The sequence below is a fragment of the Staphylococcus nepalensis genome, from assembly GCF_002442935.1.
Classification (GTDB): Bacteria; Bacillota; Bacilli; order Staphylococcales; family Staphylococcaceae; genus Staphylococcus; species Staphylococcus nepalensis.
On the sequence record NZ_CP017466.1, the window covers coordinates 627,682 to 648,061 of the forward strand.

Annotated in this window: 16 protein-coding genes; 10 read left to right on the forward strand and 6 right to left on the reverse strand. The window is 32.8% G+C overall.

The genetic code is table 11. The features are described 5' to 3' along the window. Positions 1-186 precede the first annotated feature (186 nt). Complete coding sequence (locus BJG89_RS02685; protein ID WP_096808425.1) at positions 187-1,185, forward strand: metal ABC transporter solute-binding protein, Zn/Mn family; 999 nt, start codon at positions 187-189, stop codon at positions 1,183-1,185. Positions 1,186-1,274: 89 nt separating this feature from the next. Here BJG89_RS02685 and aldA read toward each other — a convergent pair whose 3' ends face one another. Then, positions 1,275-2,702, reverse strand: a complete 1,428-nt coding sequence (gene aldA / locus BJG89_RS02690; RefSeq protein ID WP_182478027.1) for an aldehyde dehydrogenase — start codon at positions 2,700-2,702, stop codon at positions 1,275-1,277. A gap of 188 nt (positions 2,703-2,890) precedes the next feature. Here aldA and BJG89_RS02695 point away from each other — a divergent pair, with 188 nt between their 5' ends. The 4 genes from BJG89_RS02695 (at position 2,891) to mhqD (ending at position 5,931) form a co-directional block, all read left to right on the forward strand. Continuing rightward, on the forward strand, positions 2,891-3,322 hold the full coding sequence (locus BJG89_RS02695; RefSeq protein WP_096808427.1) for a MarR family winged helix-turn-helix transcriptional regulator: 432 nt from the start codon (positions 2,891-2,893) through the stop codon (positions 3,320-3,322). Between the two features lie 70 nt (positions 3,323-3,392). Then, the gene (mhqE, locus tag BJG89_RS02700; protein WP_096808428.1) at positions 3,393-4,355 is read left to right on the forward strand and encodes a ring-cleaving dioxygenase MhqE; all 963 of its coding nucleotides are present in this window, start codon (positions 3,393-3,395) and stop codon (positions 4,353-4,355) included. Between the two features lie 44 nt (positions 4,356-4,399). Further along, positions 4,400-5,305 carry a VOC family protein gene (locus BJG89_RS02705; RefSeq protein WP_096808429.1) on the forward strand — a complete coding sequence of 302 codons (906 nt, stop codon included), beginning with the start codon at positions 4,400-4,402 and terminating at the stop codon, positions 5,303-5,305. A gap of 29 nt (positions 5,306-5,334) precedes the next feature. Continuing rightward, positions 5,335-5,931 (forward strand): methylhydroquinone degradation carboxylesterase MhqD, encoded by a 597-nt coding sequence (gene mhqD, locus BJG89_RS02710; RefSeq protein WP_096808430.1) that lies wholly within the window; start codon positions 5,335-5,337, stop codon positions 5,929-5,931. Positions 5,932-6,080: 149 nt separating this feature from the next. Here mhqD and BJG89_RS02715 read toward each other — a convergent pair whose 3' ends face one another. Together BJG89_RS02715 and BJG89_RS02720 are read right to left on the reverse strand one after the other, a co-directional pair. After that, on the reverse strand, positions 6,081-7,142 hold the full coding sequence (locus tag BJG89_RS02715) for a YkvI family membrane protein (RefSeq protein ID WP_096808431.1): 1,062 nt from the start codon (positions 7,140-7,142) through the stop codon (positions 6,081-6,083). Positions 7,143-7,429: 287 nt separating this feature from the next. Continuing rightward, positions 7,430-9,382, reverse strand: coding sequence for a fructose-1,6-bisphosphatase (locus BJG89_RS02720; protein ID WP_096808432.1), 1,953 nt, complete (start codon positions 9,380-9,382; stop codon positions 7,430-7,432). Positions 9,383-9,927: 545 nt separating this feature from the next. Between BJG89_RS02720 and putP the strand changes: the two genes are divergently transcribed. After that, positions 9,928-11,478 (forward strand): sodium/proline symporter PutP, encoded by a 1,551-nt coding sequence (gene putP / locus BJG89_RS02725; protein WP_096808433.1) that lies wholly within the window; start codon positions 9,928-9,930, stop codon positions 11,476-11,478. A 242-nt stretch (positions 11,479-11,720) separates the two neighbouring features. On the opposite strand, the gene uptA is transcribed toward putP, so the two are convergent. After that, positions 11,721-12,332, reverse strand: a complete 612-nt coding sequence (uptA, locus tag BJG89_RS02730) for an undecaprenyl phosphate transporter UptA (RefSeq protein ID WP_096808434.1) — start codon at positions 12,330-12,332, stop codon at positions 11,721-11,723. 386 nt (positions 12,333-12,718) lie between these two features. On the opposite strand from uptA, the gene BJG89_RS02735 reads away from it, so the two are divergent. The 4 genes from BJG89_RS02735 to BJG89_RS02750 all read left to right on the forward strand — a co-directional run bounded on the left by BJG89_RS02735 (position 12,719) and on the right by BJG89_RS02750 (position 17,586). Then, positions 12,719-13,996, forward strand: a complete 1,278-nt coding sequence (locus BJG89_RS02735) for a pyruvate MFS transporter (protein ID WP_096808435.1) — start codon at positions 12,719-12,721, stop codon at positions 13,994-13,996. Between the two features lie 67 nt (positions 13,997-14,063). Then, a complete protein-coding gene (locus BJG89_RS02740) occupies positions 14,064-14,348 on the forward strand; it encodes a putative quinol monooxygenase (RefSeq protein WP_096808436.1) in 285 nt (94 codons plus the stop codon). Positions 14,349-14,525: 177 nt separating this feature from the next. Beyond that, the gene (gene budA / locus BJG89_RS02745) at positions 14,526-15,224 is read left to right on the forward strand and encodes an acetolactate decarboxylase (RefSeq protein WP_096808437.1); all 699 of its coding nucleotides are present in this window, start codon (positions 14,526-14,528) and stop codon (positions 15,222-15,224) included. A 445-nt stretch (positions 15,225-15,669) separates the two neighbouring features. After that, positions 15,670-17,586, forward strand: coding sequence for an FUSC family protein (locus BJG89_RS02750; protein ID WP_096808438.1), 1,917 nt, complete (start codon positions 15,670-15,672; stop codon positions 17,584-17,586). 276 nt (positions 17,587-17,862) lie between these two features. On the opposite strand, the gene BJG89_RS02755 is transcribed toward BJG89_RS02750, so the two are convergent. Both BJG89_RS02755 and BJG89_RS02760 read right to left on the reverse strand, forming a co-directional pair. Next, a complete protein-coding gene (locus tag BJG89_RS02755; protein WP_096808439.1) occupies positions 17,863-19,074 on the reverse strand; it encodes a 5,10-methylene-tetrahydrofolate dehydrogenase in 1,212 nt (403 codons plus the stop codon). Beyond that, a complete protein-coding gene (locus tag BJG89_RS02760) occupies positions 19,055-20,230 on the reverse strand; it encodes a hypothetical protein (protein WP_096808440.1) in 1,176 nt (391 codons plus the stop codon). Before BJG89_RS02760 ends, BJG89_RS02755 begins: the two co-directional genes overlap by 20 nt. Between the last annotated feature and the right edge of the window lie 150 nt (positions 20,231-20,380).

A 20,380-nucleotide genomic window follows, 5' to 3' on the forward strand; every position in this document is an offset into this window, starting at 1 on the left:
TTGTAGATTAACTTCATACTTATTTAATATCACATTTAAGCTAAAGTTAAACTCATAATAGGAATTAATCTATATTTATGGGAAAAATTAGCTAAGAATTATTATAGAATAAGTAAAAACCATTGAAAAATTAAGAAAATAAGTTTATAGTTTTAACGGAATAATTTCGATTTGGAGGGGCGTTTTTTGAAAAAAAGAGTATTATTTATACTGACTTGTATATTTATCGTATTGTTGAGTGCTTGCGGAAATATAAATACTGAGAAAAAAGACGTCAGTTCTAACAATAAACTTAAAATATATACAACGGCATTTGCATTTCAAAGTTTTACTGAGCAAATAGGTGGTAAATACGTAGATGTCAATTCAATTTATCCACCTGGAGCAGACATGCATTCTTTTGAACCTACGCAAAAAGAAATGATTAATATTGCTAAAAGTGATTTATTTATCTATTCAAATGAAGAAATGGACCCAGTTGCTAAAAAAGTTGCAACTTCAATTAATAATGATCGTTTGAAGTTACCAGTTGCGCAAGATCTTAATCATGGTGATTTAATTGCTAGTCACGAACACGAACATGAGCACGACCACGAGCATGAGCACGAAACGCATACAGAACATGATGGCCATGATAGCCATGAAGGTCACAATCATGAAGGACAAGATCCACACGTATGGCTTGACCCTGTATTAAATAAAAAGTTTGTTAAAGCAATTAAAGATGACTTGGTAGAGAAAGATCCTAAACATCAATCTTATTATATGCAGAATTATAAACGATTGATAAAAGATATCAATCAAATTGATAATAAGATGAAAAAGATAACACAGCATCCTAAACGTGACACAGTTATTATATCTCATGATTCTATAGGTTATTTAGCTAATCGCTATCATTTTAAACAGCAGGGTGTCAGTGGCATGAATAATGAAGAACCTAGCCAACGGGAATTAATGAATATTGTTCGAAATATGAATAAAACAAAACAACCTTATGTATTATATGAACAAAATATCACATCCAAAGTAACAGATGTGATTCAAAAAGAGTCCAATACTACACCGCTAAAATTTCACAATATGGCTACTTTATCAAAAGAAGAAGTAAGTGATGACGAAATCACTTATCAATCATTGATGAAAGAAAATATGAAATCTTTAGATAAAGCACTTAACGAGTAGTACAGATTTAGTTATATAATAATAATGCCTCAACATTAGTTTGATACTTTAAATCATAATGTTGAGGCATTTCTTAATATCTAATTATCTTAATCATATCTAATATATGAAACAGTAGTGTTATAATATTCTTCTAGCCCGCGTACACCGTCAGCGCCACCTAAACCTGATTCTCTCCAACCAGCGTGATATCCGTTTACAACTTCTTCTGCTTCGCAATTGGCATAAACTTCACCAAATTTAAGCGATTCGGTTGCTGTCATAATTTCTTTTAAATCTTCTGAAAAGATATAAGATGATAAACCAGCATTTGTGTTGTTTGCTTGTTCGATGGCTTCGTCAAAGTTGTTATATTGCACAATTGGCAACACAGGTCCGAAAATTTCTTCTTTAAACGCGCTATCTTCTGGATCTACTTGATCTAAAATGGTAGGTTCATAAAAATAGCCAGGACGATCGATGATGTGGCCACCTGTAATTAATTGAGCCCCATTGTTAACTGCATTTTGAACTTTTTCATCCACATTATTTAATTGTTTTTGATTAATAAGCGCACCATAGTCTGTTTTATTATCAAATGGATCTCCTACAGTTAAACTCTGCATTTTTTCTTTTAACTTATTGATAAATGTTGAATGAATAGCTTTGTGTACAAAAATGCGTTCAGGACAAGTGCATACCTGTCCGGCATTATTAATTCTTGCTGTAACGATATAATCAACTGCTTTATCTAAATTCGCATTTGAGGTGACTAATACAGGTGCATTACCTCCAAGTTCAAGATTTACCTTTTTAACTGTATTTGCACTCTTAGCAAAAACTGATTTACCTGCGCGCATGCTACCCGTGATTGAAATGAGTTGTATATCTGGGTGTTCAGCTAATTGCGTACCTAGCGCTTCTCCTTTACCTGGAAGAATTTGAATAAGTCCTGCAGGTATAGTAGATTGACGAAATAGTTCAGCAATTTTTAGCGTGACAAGTGAGGTTTCTTCACTAGGTTTAATAACTACAGAACAACCAGTTACAATAGCAGGGATCACTTTTCTCATTAACACCATTATGGGCGCATTCCAAGGCACAATACCTGCTGTTACACCAATTGGTTTTTTAGTTAACAAAATCGTTTCGTTTTCACGGCTGTTTTGCAAGACTTCGCCTTTATTATTCATACTTTGGCTTGTCATATAATCTATAAAATGTATAGATTTATCTATTTCACCTTTTGCCGAAGCAAGTGTTTTTCCTTGTTCTTGAACATACAATTTTGCAATTTCATCTTTATGTTCTTCTAATAAAGGGATTAACATTTTTACATGGTCAGCTCGTGTTGGTTGAGGCACTTTTTCCCACTCTAATTGTGCATGTTTTGACTTTTCTACAGCTGAGTTAACTTCAGATTCTGTTGCGAAAGTAATTGTGTCTATCTTTTCTTCAGTTGCAGGGTTAATGACGTCCATTGTGTCAGTAGATTTGCTTTCTACAAATTCATTGTTTATAAATAATTGATTCATTATGACACCTCCACATTATGATATATACCACTAATTTGAATGGTAGAAACTGAATAAATAAGCAAATGTAAGTTTATTTTTGTATGACTTTTAAATGACAGTATAATTTTTATACTCAATGTGTTGACTTGTTTAAAAAACAGTATTATAATTTATCTCGAAATCGAAATAAATTGAAAGTTGGTGATGTGATGAATCGAACTAAAGCGTCGTTAAATACATTTGTTGGTTTAAACCGAACTATCGATCATTTGGAACAAATAGTTAGGAATGACATTCAACGTTATGGACTAAATGTGACAGAGTTCGCGGTATTAGAGTTACTGTACAATAAAGGCGATCAACCGATACAACGTATTGGTGATAGAGTATTAATTGCGAGTAGTAGTATCACATATGTTGTAGATAAATTAGAAACAAAAGGGTATGTAATAAGAATACGAAATGTACAAGACAAACGAGTGACTAATGCTTCGCTCACTGAAGCAGGTTGTACATTGATGAATGAGATATTTCCTAAGCATGCTGCAACATTAGAATCAACTTTTTCAATTTTGTCAGATGAAGAATTAACAACATTACAGCACGTTTTGAAAAAATTAAGTGCACAACCTATGATTTAGGCTTAGCACTTAAAAATTTTATTTAAAATTACTTCGAAATCGAGATAAATATAAAAAGAGGAGTTTTATTATGACAAATAATCAATTATTAGGTATACACCACGTAACAGCAATGACAGATGATGCTGAACGAAATTATAAATTTTTTACTGAAGTATTAGGTATGAGACTTGTGAAAAAAACAGTAAATCAAGATGACATTTATACCTATCATACATTTTTTGCAGATGATGTCGGCTCACCTGGTACAGATATGACATTTTTTGATTTTCCTCACGTTCCTAAAGGTCATTCTGGAACAAATTCAATTACGCGTCCTTCCTTCCGCGTACCTGATGATGCAGCGTTAGCGTATTATGAAGCACGATTTAATGAGTATGGGGTTAAACATGAAGGCATACAAGCGCTATTTGGTAAAAAAGTGTTGCCATTTGAAGAGCCTGATGGACAAAGTTATCAATTAATTTCTGATGAAAATAATAAAGGCGTAGCATCAGGACAACCATGGAAAAAAGGGCCAGTACCTACTGATAAAGCAATTTATGGTTTGGGACCTATTGAAATCACTGTAAGCTACTTTGAAGATTTCAAAAAAATCTTGGAAGAAATATTTGGTATGAGAACAATTATTGAAGAGGAAGATGTTGCAGTATTAGAAGTTGGTGAAGGTGGCAATGGTGGTCAAGTATTTTTAAGAAAAGACACGACAGCCCCTGAAGCTAGACAAGGTTACGGCGAAGTGCATCATGTTTCATTCAGATTAGAAGACCATGAAGCTATTTCAAAATGGTTAGAAAAATATGAACAATATGGCATCGGAAATTCAGGTTTAGTAGATAGATTTTATTTTGAAGCATTGTATGCCCGTATTGGTCATATATTAGTTGAAGTATCTACAGATGGACCAGGGTTTATGGGAGATGAACCCTATGAAACATTAGGTGAGAGCCTTGCATTGCCACCATTTTTAGAGAAAAAACGTGATTATATAGAATCGGAAGTACGTCCTTTTGATACGAAACGATCACGCTAAATTTTTTGGATTGTTTTTTTAATAATAAACTAGGAGGGGTGGAGATGGATCCTATTCATCACATTCATCATATTTCAGCAATTGTAGGTAATCCAGAAGAAAATATTCAATTTTATCGAGATATTCTCAATTTAAAATTAATAAAGAAAACAGTGAATTTTGATGACCCATCAACATACCATTTATACTTTTCAAATGGTGGCGTTGACAATGGCACGATATTGACATTTTTTAACTGGCCCAATCATTATAAAGGCCGTACTGGCGCGGGACAAGTGCAACATATTGCATTTAGGGTGCCCCGGGGTTCATTAAAGCAATGGGAAACACATCTAAAGGTACACGAAATTGAGACAGTAAGAACACAATTATTTGGAAAAGATACGCTTGAATTTGTAGATGCACATGAGTTGCCTTTGGCGCTTGTTGAAGATGACAAGGAAGCTTTAGATAAGCATAGCATAGATATTGTTGGTTTTTATGGTGTTACTATGTTGTCTAATAATCCATATCAAACAGTTCAAACGTTAACTGAAGAAATGGGCTTAGCATGTGTAAATGAAAATGATATGTATATCCATTTGAAAACAGTAGGCGATTGGCAACATCACGTTATGGTAAAAAAAGATGTACCAAATGAACATGTTCGTTGGGGCGTAGGTGTGGTCCATCATATCGCATGGTCAGTGCCAAATAACCATGTTCATAAAGCATGGCAAACGAAAATGTTAGATAGAGGTTACCATGTAACTGAAGTCAAAGATCGTCATTATTTTAATGCAGTCTACATGAAAGAACGTGGTGACATTATTTTTGAATTTGCCACTGAAGGGCCAGGCTTTACAATCGATGAACGTTTCGAAGATTTAGGTACACGCTTGATAATGCCCCCTAAATACGAAGAAAGAGAAGATGAACTATTACGTTTATTACCACCGATACGTATATAATTAAAAAACACTTAAAGGAGATGAAGAGTATGGAACATATTTTTAGAGAAGGCCAGCCAAACGCACCAACCTTTATTTTATTACATGGAACTGGTGGTGACGAAAATGATTTATTGCCTTTAGCACAAGCGCTTAATCCTAAATATAATATATTGAGTGTAAGAGGAGAAATTTCAGAAAATGGAATGAACCGTTTCTTCAAACGTCATGGCGAAGGGCAATATGACGTGGAAGATTTAAACTATAGAACAGACAGATTAATTCAATTTTTAAAAGAAGCGGCAGAAACATACCATTTCGATTTGACTAATGCTGTACCTGTAGGTTTTTCAAATGGTTCAAATATTGCGGTTAGTATGATACTGCATCCAGATATTACATTTAATAAAGCATTACTTTATGCGCCATTATACCCTGTGGATTTAGTAAATGATAAAGACTTAAGTAATGTAGAAGTATTATTATCTATGGGTGAAAATGACCCTATCGTTTCAATTCAAGATAGTCAAAATGTTATAGATATTTTTGAAAATCGAGGCGCTACTGTAAAACAAGTGTGGGTAAATAGTCACGAATTGACGCGCGAAGGTATTATCGCAGGACAATCATTATTAAAAGATGATTAATTAATATAACAAGCTACGTATTTTATGTAATGTTGGCTGAATTTAATAGTAAAATATTGACTATAAAAGAGCCCCAGATGATGAATTTAACGTATTATCTTGTCTAACTGACTGAAGATCATAGCGTCATTATCATTTGGGGTTCTTTATCATGATTGATTTGATTTACGAAAAACACCTTTGATAAATATAGGTATTAATAATATAAAACCGAAAATACCCATGACTGGAAATACCTTGCCAATCAACTCTATAAAACCAATAAACGTAGTAGCAAATGTAACGATTGCCATTATAATGATTAAAATATAATAATTTCTTTGATATGGCTCTGTAAAACGAGAAGCAAATGCATACATTAAACCAACAACTGTATTATAAATAACTAATATCATAATAATCGCCATAAATGTGCCGATAATAGGTGAAATATGATTAGCTAATAATAACGAAGGTAGTGCGACGTCTGTTATGTTTGTAAATTCAGTTACCATACCAAGGTTTAACATTAATAATAAAAATGTAACAATGGCGCCACCTAAAATACCACCATATATTGTAGATTTTTCGTATTTTAAGCGTCCTCCCATAACAGAAAGGAAACTAAAAGCAGCAGCAATTTGTAAGCTACCATAGTTAATAGCATCAAACCACCACCATTTATCTGTACGGTTATCGTTATTAGCGTATTGATCTGCTGAATTAAAATCAAAGCTACCAGTAATAAAATAATAAATAGCGATGATTGTTACAATAATAACTAAAAATGGCGTTACCATTCCTAAAACGGTAATCAAGCGATCAAATTTTAAAAAGAGTGTGGCTAATATAATAAGTACTAAAATTAAAGAACTGATGGCGTAAGGTATGCCAAAGCTTTCATGAAGTGTTGAAACACCACCAGCTGTCATAATCATTGCTAACGCAAGTAAAAATAAAGTTAATATAATATCAAAAATGGCAGCAATTGTTCGTGGAAGATAAAATTTTATAGGTTCGGTGTGATTATGTGAGCGCAAACGGTACCCTGTATTTAAAACAAACACACCCCCTATAGTAATAATAAATCCAGTAATAAAAACACCAAACACACTGAATTTGCCATTACTTGTAAAAAATTGGAATATTTCTTGTCCTGTTGCGAAGCCTGCGCCTACAACAACGCCTACAAAGGCAAAGGCTACTATAATCATTTCTTTTAATTTAGGCATATACTTAGAATCCTTTCATACAATTTACTTTGTAAAAAACACTTATTTAATAAAATATCACAAGTACCTATTTTAGCTGAAAATAAACGAGAAATAAACACAAAAGTTTATATGAAACATACATTTGTATTTTTTGTATGAACGAAAGTCTATCAAGCGACCTGAAATTTAAAAAGGTATCAAAAAAAAGGTGAAGTTTAAATCAACATTGATTTAAACTTCACCTCTTAAAATGTTTCATATCATAATTTAGATTATGATATGAAAAGTGTGTGATTTATGAACCTTTAGTGGACAAAACGGTCGTGCATCAACACTTTTAAAACATCAATTTTCTCTTGTATTTCACGACCAGTATTGGTATCACGAATTTTCTTACGTTTTAATTCTTTATCAACGACACGACGAATAGAAAGTTCATCGCCTCCATTAAGTAACACATGTTTTTTAGAATTAAAATGTTGATGCGCCACGAGTTGCATACCAAAGGAATTATAAAGTAACGTGTAGCCTGCGATACCAGTGGTGGATTGATAAGCTTTTGAAAATCCACCATCAATGACAATCATTTTTCCATTAGCTTTGATTGGGTTTTCACCATCAATTTCTTTTACTGGCGTGTGTCCATTAATAATATGTCCTTCTTCTGGGTCAAGGCCAAAGTCCTTGAGCATTTTTTTACACATTTTCACATCTTCACGTAAATAATAATATGGATTTTTAGTTTCTTTGTGTGCTGATTTATCTTTAATGAAATAACGCTCAAATGTTGTCATTGCACGTTTTCCAAATAATGAAGAATACTTACCCGTCCATAAATACCATACAAGGTCAGTTGCTAAATCATCATGTATATCTTTATGATCGAACGCTTCTCGTACAAAATATTCAAAGTGGTCAAGCAAATCTCTGCCATAACATTTTTCTCCATCGATGACCATAGATTCCATTTCACCATTTTCATCTACTGGGATACAGCCATGGATTAAGAGGTTACCATTGTATGGAAGGTACAGCTTACCTTTTTGCATTAAGAAGGTCATATGACGTTTCAGTTTTTCAGATTGTTGTACTGATAATAATAATTTATTTATCACTTCTTGCTCGTCTTCAGTTAATTCATTAGGATTGTTAGGGTCTATAGTTTGAAAACAAGTATGCTCTAATGGATAAGTTTTACCGTAAAGTGTCGCTTCGTTATGCTTATAATCGATACTTTCTAATACTAGGCGCTCTTCCATTTCAAAGTCGGGACGGCGTTTAATGATAGGCGCTTCTAATTTAAATTGAATAATAGCAATCGCTTGGTGGATTTTTGTAATTTGTTCAATTTCAGATTGAGATAATGCTTCAGCATTTTTAGGCTTGAAAGCAGAATTGTCACCTGAATAATGTTTTTCAGCTAAAGTCAATAAAGGGCGTAAATTAATACCATAAGCATCCTCAATAATATTTAAATTATCATAACGCGCACAAATTCTTAGTAAATTGGCTAAACACACTTTGGAACCAGCATATGCACCAATCCACAGTACATCATGATTTCCCCATTGCACATCTACCGATGGGTAATCAATCAACGTATCCATGATTTTATCTGGTTCTGGACCACGGTCATATATATCGCCAACCACATGTAAATGATTGACCACTAGGTGTTGAATAGTAAAAGATAGTCCGATAATCAAATCATCTGATTGCTCAAGCTCGATAATTTGATTCATTAATGTTTGATAATAAGAATGTTTGTTATTATATTTGTTACTTTTATATAAAAGTTCTTCTATTATAAATACGTAATTTTGAGGTAATGATTTACGTAACTTGGTACGTGTATATTTTGAAGAGGCGTAGGTGACTAATTTAATAAGACGATTGATCGTCGTGATATACCACGCGTCTAGACTTTCTTTGGATGTAAAACTATTTTTTACTAACTTTAATTTTTCTTCTGGATAGTAAACAAGAGCAGCAAATTCATTGATTTCCTTTTGTGTTAACGTGTCTTGAAATATATCGTTGATTTTTGAACGTACATTACCTGAACCGTTTCTTAATACATGCTGGAATGCGTGAAATTCACCGTGCAAGTCACTGACAAAATGTTCAGTGCCTTTGGGAAGTTCTAATATAGATTCAAGATTAATAATTTCAGTGGCTAACTCTTCTTTATTATTAAATTGTTGAGATAGCAAATCTAAATATCTTTCTTTTACACTTTTTTCTGTTGTATTATGCATGATTTATGTCACTCCATTTAAGTTGTTTTGTTATTCATCTCTATATAATAAACCGCTTTCATCGTATATATGATATTGTAGCATTTATTCTAGAGAGAATGTCTAGTTCTAATTCGTTTATGAGTACTAGTTATAAATCATCTTGGAATATCAAACATATTTCAAGCTTAATTACGATATTAGCAGAAGATGTCAGGGATGAAAACATACGCGTATTAAGTTTTTAACTATTCATTGAGAGCACTGTGACGTCATATTTAAAATGACATTGATGTTACTCAAATATGTATTTTAGGGTATAAACATAAAAGTTGTAGGAAACATACATTTTTTTGAATCACTATATTACTTATTTGTCTTTTTAAATGTAAAATTACAATTATAATTTTAATTTGCCTGAAGGCTTTAATAACAGTTGTTCAAGGCGTATTTACAGCATTTCGTCTCTATGTTATAAAAATTTTTTTCAAAATAACGGTTTAAATTCTTTTTAATTTTTGTATAATAAATGCATGTAACAAAATTATATAAAGGGAGTTTATTTTATGTTTACATTGGGAGCATCGTTATCGAGCCAAGTTAATCCAGACTGGCAAACATATATTATGCTTGGTGCTTACTTCGTTGTTTTATTAATTATTGGATATTATGGTTATAAAAAAGCAACGGGAAATATTAGTGAATATATGTTGGGCGGTAGGAACATTGGACCTTATGTTACTGCGTTATCTGCTGGTGCATCCGATATGAGTGGTTGGATGATTATGGGATTACCTGGTGAAGTTTACACTACAGGTTTATCCGCTGCTTGGTTAGCCATTGGTCTAACAATTGGTGCATACATAAATTACCTCGTTGTGGCGCCACGTTTACGTGTTTATACAGAAAAAGCAGGAGATGCAATTACATTACCTGATTTCTTTAGAAACCGCTTAGATGATAAATCTAACGTGATTAAAATTATTTCAGGTGGTATTATTGTTGTATTCTTTACGTTGTACACGCACTCGGGGATGGTCTCAGGTGGTAAATTATTTGATAGCGCCTTCGGCTTGGACTATCATTTTAGTCTATTATTAGTTGCCTTTATCGTCATTGCGTATACATTTTTTGGAGGTTATTTAGCCGTATCGTTAACGGATTTCTTCCAAGGTGTCATTATGTTAATCGCGATGGTAATGGTGCCGATAGTAGCAATGATGCAATTGAGTGGGTTAGATACTTTATCACAAGCTGCAGAATTAAAACCTACAAATCTAGATTTATTTAGAGGGACAACAATCATCGGTATTATTTCATTCTTTGCTTGGGGATTAGGTTATTTTGGTCAACCACATATTATTGTGCGTTTTATGTCTATTAAGTCAGTGAAACAATTACCAACAGCTAGACGCTTTGGTATTAGTTGGATGGCGATTAGTTTATTAGGTGCAGTTGGTGTTGGTCTTGTAGGCATTACATTTGTCAATGATGGTGGTGTAACGCTTCAAGATCCAGAAACATTATTTATTTTAATGGGTCAAATACTCTTCCATCCACTTGTTGGTGGATTCTTACTAGCAGCCATTTTAGCTGCGATTATGAGTACGATATCATCACAATTATTAGTGACTTCAAGTTCATTAACCGAAGATTTTTATAAATTATTTCGTGGTGAAGAAGCGGCTAAAAAACATGAAAAAGAATTTGTGCTTGTTGGTCGTCTATCTGTAATTGTAGTCGCTATTGCATCAATTATGATTGCGTGGACACCAAACGATACAATTCTAAATCTTGTAGGTAATGCTTGGGCTGGTTTTGGATCAGCATTTGGACCTCTTGTACTATTAAGTTTATATTGGAAAGGTTTAAGTCGTACTGGTGCAGTCAGCGGAATGTTATCAGGCGCAATTGTAGTCATCATTTGGATTGCATTTGTTAAACCTCTGGGTGACATTAATGATTTCTTTAATTTATATGAAATCGTGCCAGGATTTTTAACAAGTCTAATTGTTACCATTGTAGTTAGTAAAATAACGAAGAAACCTCAAATCGACGTTGAAGGCGATTTAGAAGAAGTTCGTCAAATGGTTAAAGGTGACAATCAAAAAGCTTAAACATAGTTGATTAAGGGGTAAAATATTAACTATGTATCATATTAAACAAAAATAGAGAAATGCTTTAAAATGCTTGTATTTTAAAGCTTAGGGAGAAAATATAGATCGTGAAAGGCTAACTTCTAAGGGGGAAGTTAGTCTTTTTTATATAGAAAAATCAGGTAAAACTCATTTCACCTAATGACTTAACTTAATGGAAAATAAATATAAAGTTATATAACCATTATTACGAAAGTATATATTTATTGCTGTGTACTATTCTTTTTATAGATTCGAATGCACAGATAGATGATTGCAATGGTGATAACGATATACATGATGTATGAATAAGTATGTAAACCATTCATTAGTACATCCCAACTGTTACTTAACATACTTCCTAAAAAGATTAGGGCTATATTCCAAATTGTCGTACCTATTAATGAGAGCACAGTAAATAAAATGATATTCATGCGATTAATGCCAGCAGGTATCGTAATTAATACACGTAACACTGGTATAAAACGACAAATAAATACGGCAATGGCACCGTATTTTTTAAACCACTCATTCGCTCTGGCGATGTCTTTACCTCCTAGCTTAATCCGTTTCCCATATTTATCTACAAAACGATATAAGCGTGGTTCAGATATAATGCTACTTATATAATAAAGTAGTATTAACCCAATCAAAGACGCAATAGTGGATATCATAAAGAGTAAAGGTATCGACAAATCAGATTTAACTGTCATTAAACCGGCAAAAGTTAAAATAATTTTAGACGGTATGAAAGGCAATATATTTTCTAACAAGATTAATATTGCAATCGCAGTATAACCCCAAGTATTAATAAAATTTGTCAGTATTTGTTCCATGGCGACAAAATTCGCTCCTTTATATAGTAAAAGTATAACTATAACTATGATTTTTATATTACTTATACATTATAATCCAAGTTATCACATTATGCATAATTGAATAAAATATCAGACTAAAATGATTTAATAGATTTAAGCGAAGCTAATGATAACGAAATAATGTATGGGTAGTTAAATGGTTTACTGTCTTAAAAGGTTACTTTAACCAAAATTAAATAATTTCAAACTTTATATGTGTTTATGCCAGTGTATTTTATAACTTCCATAAATACTTTGATGAAAGGAAAAAAAGTTATTGTAAGCGATTTCATATTGTGGTAATATCTAGGCACACAATAGGTCATATGATGACTAGTGAAATAGGGAGAAAGTGTGGAGACAACATGGAACAAAAAAGAACAAACATAAGATGGTATTTCGCTATTGCATTTTTTATTATAGGCGTTATTGCTTATATGGATAGATCGAATATATCGATCATTGCTGGTCCTATGATGGAAGATTTAAATTTAACGAAAACGCAATTTGGTTTACTAGCTTCATTTTTCTCGCTTGGCTATGCATTGATGCAAGTACCTTCGGGTTTTTTAGCAGAAAAATTTGGTTCGAAAAAAATGTTAACAATTGCGCTTGTTTGGTGGAGTGCTTTCACGATTTTAACAGGTGTTGTTAAAAACCATGGTCTATTATACGCAGTACGTTTTTTATTTGGGGTTGGTGAAGCGCCAATGTATCCTTCCAATGCAGTGTTTAATTCATTTTGGTTTGCAAAGGGAGAAAAAGGACGCGCATCAAGTGCTTTATTAGCAGGATCCTATTTTGGGCCTGTTATCGCTCCAGTAGTAACGATTGCGATTGTTAATATGTTTGGATGGCAAGCTGTATTTTATATTTTTGGTGCAATTGGTATTGTTATTGCATTGTTATGGATAGTCATTGCGAAAGATTTACCAGAACAACATAAGATGGTAAATGAAGCAGAAAAAAGATATATTATGGCAAACCGTGACATTATCAAAATTGAAAAAAATAATGCGCCTTGGAATATATTTTTAAGACGCTTTAGTTTTTACGCATTGGCAGCACAGTATTTTGTTGTGCAATTTGTCGTATCACTATTTTTGATATGGTTACCTACGTATTTAACTGAACAGTACAATGTAAAACTAACTGATCCTGATATGGCATGGGCAGCTGGTGCACCATGGATTGCTATGTTTTTACTTATTCTATGTAGCGGTGCAATTTCTGATAAATTATTACAAAAAGGCAAATCTAGGTTTATTGCAAGAGCAACGATAGCCGTTATTGGATTTGTAGTATTTTGTATTTCATTATTTATGTCAATTCAAACTAACAATTTAGTAGTTAATGTTTTATGGCTATCGTTATGTTTGGGAGGGATTGGTATTGCAACTGGTATGAGTTGGGCAGCAGCAACCGATTTAGGACGTAATTTCTCTGGTTCTGTATCAGGGTGGATGAACTTATGGGGAAATATTGGTGCACTGCTTAGCCCATTGTTAGCAGGTATGTTGGTTGATATTGTAGGTTGGACTGTGACTTTAGAGTTAGTCATTATTCCTGTAATATTTGCAATAGTAATGTGGTTTTTTGTAAAACCAGATCAACCATTAATTATTGAAAAGGATAAATTATAATGTTTGTTAAAGTACGTTTTAGGTAAACAATAAAAGGAAACAAACCATAATCAAGGAGGTCCAGTATATGATTGTAGTAACTGCAGTAATGAAGGTTAATCCCGACCAACGCGATAATTACTTAGCCCTAGTAGAGCGTTTGGTGTTACAAGCGAATAAAGAAGAAGGCGCATTATATTATGCTCACTTTGAAAAAACGGATGAGCCAGATACATTTGCTTTTATAGAAAAATATAAAGATGAAGCGGCTTTACAAGCGCATAATCAATCAGAGCATTTTCAAGTATTTTTTAAAGAAGTTGAACCTTATTTAATTGCAGAACCAGAAATAGAAATCGCTATAAGAAAATAATATATTATCAAAAGACTGTAAACCAATCTCATACGTTTACAGTCTTTTTACATAACTTGTTATGCTTTGTAAGCACAATGTTATTATGCTATGTATTTATATTGTATAATAGTTTGTTGTAAATAATTTTAACAGGTATGACACTTAAAAAGATACTTATATAAGGAGAGAAAAATCATGTTATATCAACATGGGACGCTCGGTACGCTGATGGCAGGATTGCTAGATGGCACAATGAAAATCAATGAAGTTTTAAAACATGGCGATTTAGGCATAGGCACCCTAACAGGATCTGATGGCGAAGTTATTATATTAGATGGTGTTGCATACCATGCTGATGCTCAAGGTAATTTCAAACAATTAAATGGTGATGAGATGACACCATTTTCTACTGTAACACCTTTCAAACCAGATAACCGTTTTGAAGTGAGACATATCACTGATTCAGATACTTTATTAGATAAAGCAATGTATCATGCTAAAAGCAAAAATATATTTTTGGCAGTGAAAATAACTGGGAAATTTGAAAGCGTACATGTCAGAATGATGCCAAAACAAGAGAAACCGTATACGAAATTAATTGAATCAGCAAAGCAACAACCTGAGTATATGTATGATCAAATAGAGGGTACCATTGTTGGTTTTTACGCGCCGCAGCTCTTCCATGGGATCGCAGCCGGTGGTTTCCATTTACATTTTGTAGATGAAAAGAAAACGATAGGTGGACATGTACTAGATTTTGAAATGAACCATGGTGAAATAGAGATAAGCAATATTGAAACTTTAGAGCAACATTTCCCTGTAAACAATCAAGACTTTTTAGAAACAGATGTTGATTATTCGACTGTTCATGAGGATATAAAACAGTCGGAATAAGTGCTCAATAAAATGTAAAGTAGTATTTATTTAACATATTTATTTAAGCGTTTTGTAGGAAACACCCTAGCAGAAATTAATAAAAGTGTTAAAATAGTTTAGTAATCATTAAAAAGAGTGTATATGATTTCGCAATCAATAATTGTAAAAGTTCTGATTTTGTAATGATACTTCCCCTTCATAGATACTTGTGCGCGCTAAAGTAATTTGAGTCATATATTAATGTCTATCGTTTTGAGTGAAAGCAGGTAAAATGCAGTAGTAACTCGTGTTTAGATGCTTCTATCAATAAGCTTTTTTAAAAATCAAATCACCTTTAAGGGGCGGGAATATGAAATCAAATTATAAATTTTAGATTTCTAACCCGCTCTTTTTATGTTTTAGAGAAAACGCAAATCAAATGTAATAATTAAATTAAAAAATAAAAAGGAGATGTGTACCACCATTGATTAAATATTTAAAATCACTTACCAAATTTAATGCTATGAAAATCGATGTTGCTAAAGGTATTAGACAAGGTATATTAATGTTCCTTCCTCTAATGATTGGTTACTTAGTAGGGTATTTTTCAATAGGTCTGCTAATTTCAACTGGTACTTTAGCTCATATTTATGTGTTTGGCGGTACTGCTAAGTCCAAGCTTCGCACTGTCTTCTTAACATCTATTGTATTTGCAATTGCTATGATGCTCGGTACCTTAACAGTCAATCAACCTGTTATATTCGGAATATTGCTGTTAATCGTAGCAGTTGTGCCATACTATGTGTTTAGTTCCTTAAACATTCCGGGCCCATCGTCAACTTTCTTTATTGTAGCATTTAGTTTGCCAATTAATTTACCAGTTGCGCCTGAAGAAGCTGTAACTAGAGGTATAGCGGTATTTATTGGCGGTTTATTAGCAACACTTGTAGTTATCATCGTCATTTTACTATCAAAAGAATCTGCAGAAGTTAAATCCATAAAAAATGATTATAATATTATTAAACAATTGGTTTATAATTTTGATGATCCTAAAGCATTTGCAAAAGTATCACAATTTGCTGTTACTGCGTTTAGAAATACAGATAATCAACTGATTACTGCAAGCTCTGCCAAATCTCAAAAATCTCCAGAATTTCAACGTTTAATATTGCTCCATAATATTGCTCAGGGTATACATTCAGAATTATTAGAATTAAATGAGGAAAACGCACGCCCTTTACCTAAAGAAATTAGAGCGATGGCAGATTACGTGATCAACTTGGTATTTACACATGGTCAGACAAACAAAACATGGACACAACAAGTTGATATAGAAGAAACATACGAAAAACTCGTCGATAACATATTTAAGGTAGATGCTATCATGAATGCGGATGAAAAACGATTAGAACATGAAGTAGACATTCGTGTGCCTATTTATGGACACCGATTAGTTAATAATCTTACTATAGATTCTTTCGTATTTAGAAATACTTTGCGTTATAGCGTTATCATGGCCATTGCTATTTTTATAGCATTAATGTTTGATTTTGATAAGGCATACTGGATTCCGCTTAGTACACATACCGTGTTATTGGGGTCAACAACATTACACAGCTTTGAACGGGCAGGTTCCAGAGGGATTGGCACAATTATTGGAGTTCTAGCACTCTCTTTAATATTACTATCTATGCCACCCGTTCCAGTTGCTATTATACTCTTAGCTGTTGCTGCAGGTATTACAGAAATATTTGTTGGTGCTAATTATTCATTTGCTGTAATATTTATTACAATCCAAGTTATTTTATTAAATGGATTAGCATCTAATCATCTATCTATCTTAATTGCGTTACCACGTATTATTGATGTAATCGTAGGTATACTGATTGCTGTTGTATGTTTACTCGTCATAGGAAGAAAAACAGCTTCATCAATGTTACCTGGCACGCTTGCTAAAGTGGCACGTAATGAAGCAGTCCTCTTCCATTATTTATTCTCAAGTAATAAATATTCGTCAAGAGAACGTGATAAAAAAGAAATGCTACATTTAAGTGTTCAACTTAATAATATGAAACAGATTTACAGTAGTGCAAATGGTGAAGTATTTAGTAATAAAATGGTTATTCAATACTATTATCCTAGTATCTATGCATTGGAAGAAATAAGCTTTATGTTAACGAGAGCTTTAAGCAATGAACAACGTTACCATATTGATGATGAAACAATGGGACAATATTTATTAGTGTTTGAAAACATTGCTAAACATTTTGAAATTGGTTCAAACATTAATGTTGAAGCACTCACAACTTTACCACAATATATGTATATTAGAACTTCTCTAATGAGTATTCAAAGTAATTGTAAAAATGCTAGACAAGAAGTTAAATTATCTTACGCTTAATAGGATATAAAACGTTAGTCTATAATTATTTATAACCAATATCATATTTCAGGGTACAAATATTTATGATGCAAATAAAAGTCACCTCCATATGTCATGGAGGTGACTTTTTGTGTTTAAATAACGACAACGCTATAGTGAAAGACATAATATAGATTCATATGATAAAAGCAATTAAATAAATTTAAAACAATCATATCACTCGGGCTAACTCGGTTGATTTATATAGGATAAGCATTGAAATAAAACGAGGTGAGCCTCACTGTAGTCTGAAATTTAATTAGAATCACTTTGTTCTCTCGCTTTTTGTTCTTCTTCTTGTTTTTTCTCTTGAATATCTTTTTGTGTTTGTTTTTGTTGCTCTTTTGATTGTTGTTGTTCTTCATGTAACTGTTTGTAACGTTGCTTTTGTCTATAACCATAAGTACTTTCAAGTATGAGTGCTTCGTTATTTAATCCTACACCAATTGCACCAGCTACGGTTGAAATAGATGCCGCAAACCAAGCAAGCTTTATATATATTGTTAAATTTGCAGATGTTTTTAATTGTAACGTTTGTCCTAAATAACCCGATGGGAGCACGATTAACGCAGCGATTAAAAATAGTATGAATAGAATAGTATAATAAATCATTACAGAAACAGTTAAAGTCATAGTCGTAGTTAAATTGTATAACGTTGTGATCCTTTTATTATTACTTTCTTTTTTAGATTCCCATAAGCCATGAGCGACAATCATCCAAATCATCATTCCGAATATAGCGGCAAGCATCATCAATAGCAGCCGCCATCCAGCATACGCAAAACTTAAGTTCCACATAGTAGTGAAAATAATACCGAATGCGCCTGTGGTAAATGCAATTGCGACAACGCTACTTAGGCTTTTCAGCATATTGGATGGGTTGTTAGCAAATGTCATGCCACTAACTAAACGAAACATACCTTTGGCTCGAGAAGAGACATAATACTGTGTATGTTGAGAAGTAGTATCTTTAAAATAAACAGTACGCGCTTGTAAATTCGATAAAGGGAATTGAGCATTCATAAGCTGCATGCCCCGATGATGTTCGCTATTTTTTTCTGGATTTTTAAATTCATCGATGGCTTGAAGCGTAGCTAAAATAGAATTTTGAATACGTTTTTTGATAGGACGCCATCCATAAGCAGGTAAAGAAATTAAACTAGCGCCATTTTGTCTATTAATATCAATAGCAACCACCTTTTGTTGTTCAATGACAGGCAAATCAGTGAGCCCAATCGTATATTTCCAATTATTGTTATCTTGGTAGTCAGTGATTTTAGTAAAAATATCATGAACCGTTTCAGCAGAGCCTGTTAAAGGGTCGATGACTGTTTCAACTTTCCACTCAATTGAATTGTCGTATTGGTTGCTGAGTATATTCGGTAAATCTATTTCAAGATTACGTGCAATTTTTTCAGAGATACCTGGCGCGGCAACAATACCTATTTTAGCGACTGTCGTGCTCATTTAATCCCTCCTCGTGGTGTGATTGTTTCTTTCCTTCATAATAATCATCTTGAGCATAGTCACTAGAGTTATTTTCATCTTCTTGTTCTAATGACTTAGCTCTATAATATTGTCTGAAGGAATAAGTTACTCTTTTAATTTTTTCAGCATTTTCAACAGTGGATCCCATAGCACCTGCCAATATACCTAGAGAAGTTATAAACCAGATTAAGTTAATATAATTGAGTACAGTAGGTTCTTTGCTATTTAATGACGTCCAGTTTGAAAACAATTCTGGTGGTACAAATAACAATGTACTTACAGTTAATAGAATATAGAGCGCTATAAAGTTGAAAAATGTAATGGTCGAAAGCGTCGCAAAAGTCGTTATATTATATATAAAGCGATAAAGTTTTTGCGTGTTCGGACTTGGTCGTTCCCATAATTTGTACGAGTATATCAACCAACCAACCATTCCAAAAATAGAAAGAAACATCAATAAAATAAAGCGCCAATAACTATAATCTAAGCTGATATCCCATGGTGTAGAAAAAATGGCTATATAAGTACCTGTAGCAAAAGAAACAGAAATAATTTTTTTAAAATCAAAAATGGCAGACCATGGTTCATTGGCATAAGTCATGCCACAAATTAAATGAAACCAACCTAGTATAGTTGATTTAGCAATAACGCGTGATTTATGATGTGATTTCTTCTCATTAGGAATGACTTCATTAAACTGAGTTAGCTTAAAATATTTGGAATTTAAATCAAATTGATTTTTATCTGGAGTATGCAAGTACTCAATTATAAAAATTAAACATTCTCGTAATTTATTTTTTAATTTAAAAGCACCTAATGCTGGTAGTGATAATAAAGCCGTTTTATTATCAAAATCCACGTCACATAACGCACTTTTGTTTTTAGAAAAATTAGGTAAATCAGTGATACAAATAGTATAATTCCAATTTTTTTGCTTTTTAATATTAGCAGCGATATCTAAGGCTTTATCCATATGTTCAGCAGTACCAATCATAGATGCTATATGCATATCAAACTGCCACTCAACCTCTGAATCAACGTGATTTTTAAAATCCTTTGGGAGTTCAGAATATATTTTGTTGATGAGTTTATGTGGCATGTCAGGAGATGGTATTAACCCGATTGTGACCTTCATGTTAGTTTGACCTCCTTTTTTAACTATTACACTTCCTATAATTAATTCCCGATAAATCAAAGATAAATCATATTGATTTTACAATTCATTAAATTTAAATAGCATAGGATTGATTAGTTTAAACAAAAGGTGGTAAAAGAAAACTAATAA